This is a genomic window from Streptomyces sp. NRRL B-24572, assembly GCF_002156145.1.
Classification (GTDB): Bacteria; Actinomycetota; Actinomycetes; order Streptomycetales; family Streptomycetaceae; genus Streptomyces; species Streptomyces vietnamensis.
Map to the genome: position 1 here is coordinate 1 of NZ_MWIG01000538.1, position 4,278 is coordinate 4,278.

A 4,278-nucleotide genomic window follows, 5' to 3' on the forward strand; every position below is an offset into this window, starting at 1 on the left:
GCCCGCCGCCCACACCGCCGCGTCCCCCTCCCCGGGGACCCGGCGGTGTGGGCGGCGGGCGTGGCGCTCGGCCGGGAGCTCGCCGACGTGCAGCTGCGCGGCGCGCTCAGCGGGACGAGGCCCCGGCTGCCGGGCGGGCGCCGGCCCTATGTGCGGGCGGCGGTCCCGGCGCGGCCGACGACGATCTCGTACGACTCCGGGGCCGAGGCGCTCGACGTCGGCGGGGGCCTCGTCTCCCCCGTGCCGGCGGAGGCCTGGGAGTACCGGGTCGGCGGGGTGCGGGTCCTGGAGCAGTGGTTCGCGCACCGGACGGCCCCGGCGGAGCCCGGTTCCCTGGAGGCGATCGGGCCGGCGGCCTGGCCGCAGGAGTGGACCTCGGAGCTGCTCGAACTGGTCACCGTGCTCGCGCTGCTCGGGGCGCGGGAGCCGGAACGGGCGGCACTCGAGACCGGGGGCCTCGGCAGGGCGGACCTCGACGCCGCCGGAGTCCTCCTGGCCCCGTCCTGGGCCCGCCGCCCCGCTTCCGTCCTCGACCATCAGGAGGAGGGCCCGGAAGGCCAGTTCATGCTCCTGTGAGCGGCTCTCCCGTGGCCGGGGGTGCGAACGAGTCGAGGAGGCGGCCGATGGTCATCGCGAAGATCTCGTCCGCGTCGACGGGGGCGGCGGGGGCCTCGGCGAGCAGTCCGGCGAGGTGCGGATACCGGCCGGTCGCCACCTGCCCCATGAGGTAGGCGCCGCGCACCGCCTGCTCCTCCGCCTCGGACCAGGGCAGTCCGCGGGCCCGTTCGGCGATGGCCTGCTCGTTGGCGACGGTCGCCATGACGGTGCCGTTGACCATGGCGATCAGCTGCATCTTCAGCCCGGCGGGCGCGTCGAGCGGGGCGAGACAGCCGAGGCACCACTCCAGGAAGCGCAGGGCGTTGGGGCTGAAGCCGTAGGCGGTGGTCATCACCCGGGCCAGCCAGGGGTGGCGGTACATGATCGCGCGGGTCTGGTACGCGATGCCGGTCATGTCGGCGCGCCAGTCGCCGCTGGGCTCCTCGGGGAGCTCGTACTCGCCGCTGACCGCGTCGACCATCAGCTCGTACAGGTCCTCCTTGCGGGGGACGTAGTTGTAGAGCGACATGGTGCCGCAGCCGAGTTCGGCGGCGACGCGGCGCATGGAGACCGCGTCGATGCCGTCGGCGTCGGCGATGCGGACGGCCGCGTCCACGATGTCCCGCCGGCTGTAGGCCGGTTTCGGGCCTCGGCCCGTGCGCTCGGGCCGCGCCCAGATCACTTCCGGTTCGGCCGCTCGGCCCGCCATGGATCATCACCTCGCCCACCATCGTAGTTACGTACGCCGTACGTAGTGGGGTATGGTCGCGCCATGACGACTACGTACGCTGTACTTAGTGAAGGCCTGCGGAAGCGTTACGGCGACGTCCACGCCCTGCGCGGCCTCGACCTCGCCGTCCCCGAGGGCACGGTCTGCGGCGTCCTCGGCCCCAACGGCGCCGGCAAGACCACCGCCGTCCGCGTCCTCACCACCCTGGTCGCGCCCGACGGGGGCAGCGCGCTGGTCGCGGGCCACGACGTGGTGCGCGACCCGGCGGGGGTACGGAAGCGGATCGCGGTCACCGGGCAGTACGCCTCCGTCGACGGCGACCTCACCGGCGCCGAGAACCTGCGGCTCTTCGCCCGGCTCCTGCGCGCCCCCCGCTCCCGCGCCGACGAGCTCCTGGAACGCTTCGGCCTGACCGCGGCCGCCGGGCGGCCGGCCCGCACCTACTCCGGCGGCATGCGGCGCCGCCTCGACCTGGCGGCGAGCCTGATCGTGCCGCCGCGGGTGCTCTTCCTCGACGAGCCCACGACCGGGCTCGACCCGCACAGCCGCAACGGGATCTGGGACGCCGTACGGGAGTTGGCCGACCAGGGCACGACCGTGCTGCTGACCACCCAGTACCTGGAGGAGGCCGATCAGCTCGCCGACGACATCGTCCTGATCGACGAGGGACGGGCCGCGCAGCGCGGGACCCCGGCCGAACTGAAGGCGCTCGTCGGCAGCTACGCCGAGGTCGTCGTCGCCGCCCCGTCCTCCCTCGAAGCGGCCGCGGCCGTACTCGACCAGCTGACCGGTTCGGCGCCGGTCCTGGACGCCGAGCGGCGCACGGTCGGCGCGGTGACCACGGACACCACGCTCACCCTCCCCCGGATCGTCCGCGAGATCGACGCGGCCGGGGTCCACATCGTCGACGCCTCCCTGCGTCCGCCCACCCTCGACGAGGTGTTCCTGCGCCTCACCGACCGGAAGGAGCTCGTCGCGTGAGCGCCCTCGTGCACGACGGGACCGCCGTCCTCGGCCGCCACCTCCAGCGGATCAGGCACGCGCCCGCGATCACCGTCATGACGCAGACGATGCCGATCGTCTTCCTGCTCTTCTTCGGGTACGTCTTCGGGAGCGCGCTCGCCGCGCCCGGCGCCGAGTACCGGGCCTTCCTCGTGCCCGGCATGCTCGTGGCCACGGCGGCGGGCGGTCTGATGACGGGCATGCTCCAGGCCGCGCAGGACTCCCACCGGGGCGTCATGGACCGTTTCCGGACGCTGCCCGTGAGCCGGGCCGCCGTCCCCCTGGGGCAGGCCCTCGCCGACCTCCTCGCGAGCGCCGCCGGCACCGTCCCGCTGATCCTGGTCGGCCTCGCCATGGGCTGGCGGATCGAGGGCACGCTCCCCGAGGCCCTGGGCGCCTTCGGCCTGCTGCTCCTCTTCCGCTTCGCGACGACCTGGGTCGGCATCCTGCTCGGCCTCGCCTCGAAGAGCGAGGAGGCGGCCGGACAGCTGGGCAGCGGCGCCTTCATGCTGCCGCTGCTCTCCAACGCGTACATCCCCACCGACGGCATGCCCGGCTGGCTGCGGACGATCGCCGAGTGGAACCCCGTCTCGGCCGTCACCACGGCGGTCCGGGACCTCTTCGGGAACGCACCGGTCCCGACGGAGGCGGCCTGGCCGGTGGCCCACCCCGTCGCGGGCGCGCTGCTCTGGTCGCTCGGCCTGATCGCCGTCTTCGCGCCGCTCGCGGTGCGCAGGTACACCCGGGGGTGACGCACCCCCTGATGACAGGAGGCGCACCGGCACGGTAGGCAGGACGGTCATGAGCACCCAGCCACGCGCCCTCCCCGCCCAGCCGCTCCCCCTCGCCGGGGTCACCGTCGTCGCCGTCGAGCAGGCCGTCGCCGCGCCCTTCGCCACCCGCCAGCTCGCCGACCTCGGCGCCCGCGTCGTCAAGATCGAGCGCCCCGACGGCGGGGACTTCGCCCGGGAGTACGACACGGCCGCCCAGGGACTCGCCTCGCACTTCGTGTGGTGCAACCGCGGCAAGGAGTCGGCGGCGGTCGACCTCAAGGACCCCCGGGGCCTGGCACTCGTCCGGAAGATGGTGGCCGGCGCCGACGTCTTCGTACAGAACCTGGCGCAGGGCGCGGCGGCCCGCCTCGGCCTCGACGCCGCCACCCTGTGCGCCGCGCACCCGTGGCTGATCGCGGTGGACGTCTCGGGATACGGGGCGGAGGGACCGTACGCGCACAAGCGGGCGTACGACATGCTCGTCCAGTGCGAGGCAGGGCTCGTGTCGGTGACCGGCACGCCCGAGCAGCCCGTCAAGTCGGGGATCCCGGCCGCCGACATCGCGGCCGGGATGTACGCGTTCTCCGGCGTCCTCGCGGCCCTCGTCCGGCGCGGCACGACCGGCCGGGGCGGCCCGGTGGAGGTCTCCCTGCTCGACTCGCTCGCCGAGTGGATGGGACATCCGCTGCACCACGGGATGCACGGGGGCACTCCCCCGGCGCGCACGGGGCTCGCGCACGCGGTGATCGCCCCGTACGACGCGTACCCGACGGCGGACGGCGGTCTGGTCCTGCTCTCCGTGCAGAACGACCGGGAGTGGCGGCGGCTCGCCGAGCAGGTCCTCGGCCGGCCCGAATTGGCCGACGACCCGGAGTTCGCGACGAACACGGCGCGGGTGGCGGGGCGCGGGGCGACGGACGCGGTGGTCGCGGCGGCGCTCGCCCCGCTGACGGCGGCGGAGGCGCTGGCCCGGCTCGACGCGGCGGGCATCGCCTGCGCCCGGCTCAACTCGGTCGCGGAGCTCGCGGACCATCCGCAGCTGACGGCCCGTGACCGGTGGCGGGCGGTGGAGTCCCCGGTGGGACCGCTGCGTGCGCTGCTGCCGCCGATCGTGCTCCCGGACGCGCCGGAGCCCCGGATGGACCGGATCCCGGCGCTCGGCCAGCACCTCGTCCG

Annotated in this window: 5 protein-coding genes; 4 read left to right on the forward strand and 1 reads right to left on the reverse strand. The window is 74.8% G+C overall.

Annotated elements, in window-relative coordinates; genetic code table 11:
- Positions 1–576: type ISP restriction/modification enzyme (locus CCN56_RS29180; protein ID WP_306300643.1), on the forward strand; the 576-nt coding region annotated here is incomplete at its 5' end.
- Here the strand turns inward: CCN56_RS29180 and CCN56_RS29185 are convergent.
- Positions 563–1,306, reverse strand: coding sequence for a TetR/AcrR family transcriptional regulator (locus tag CCN56_RS29185; RefSeq protein WP_086830963.1), 744 nt, complete (start codon positions 1,304–1,306; stop codon positions 563–565). The two genes, CCN56_RS29180 and CCN56_RS29185, sit on opposite strands and share 14 nt — an antisense overlap.
- Before the next feature lie 63 nt (positions 1,307–1,369).
- Between CCN56_RS29185 and CCN56_RS29190 the strand changes: the two genes are divergently transcribed.
- From CCN56_RS29190 to CCN56_RS29200, 3 genes are all read left to right on the forward strand, one after another.
- Entirely contained in the window at positions 1,370–2,308 is a 939-nt protein-coding gene (locus CCN56_RS29190; protein ID WP_086830964.1) for an ATP-binding cassette domain-containing protein, read from the forward strand.
- Entirely contained in the window at positions 2,305–3,081 is a 777-nt protein-coding gene (locus CCN56_RS29195; RefSeq protein ID WP_086830965.1) for an ABC transporter permease, read from the forward strand. The genes CCN56_RS29190 and CCN56_RS29195 overlap by 4 nt, the downstream gene beginning before the upstream one ends.
- Positions 3,082–3,130: 49 nt before the next feature.
- The coding region (locus tag CCN56_RS29200) for a CaiB/BaiF CoA-transferase family protein (RefSeq protein WP_086830966.1) at positions 3,131–4,278 on the forward strand (1,148 nt) is incomplete at its 3' end.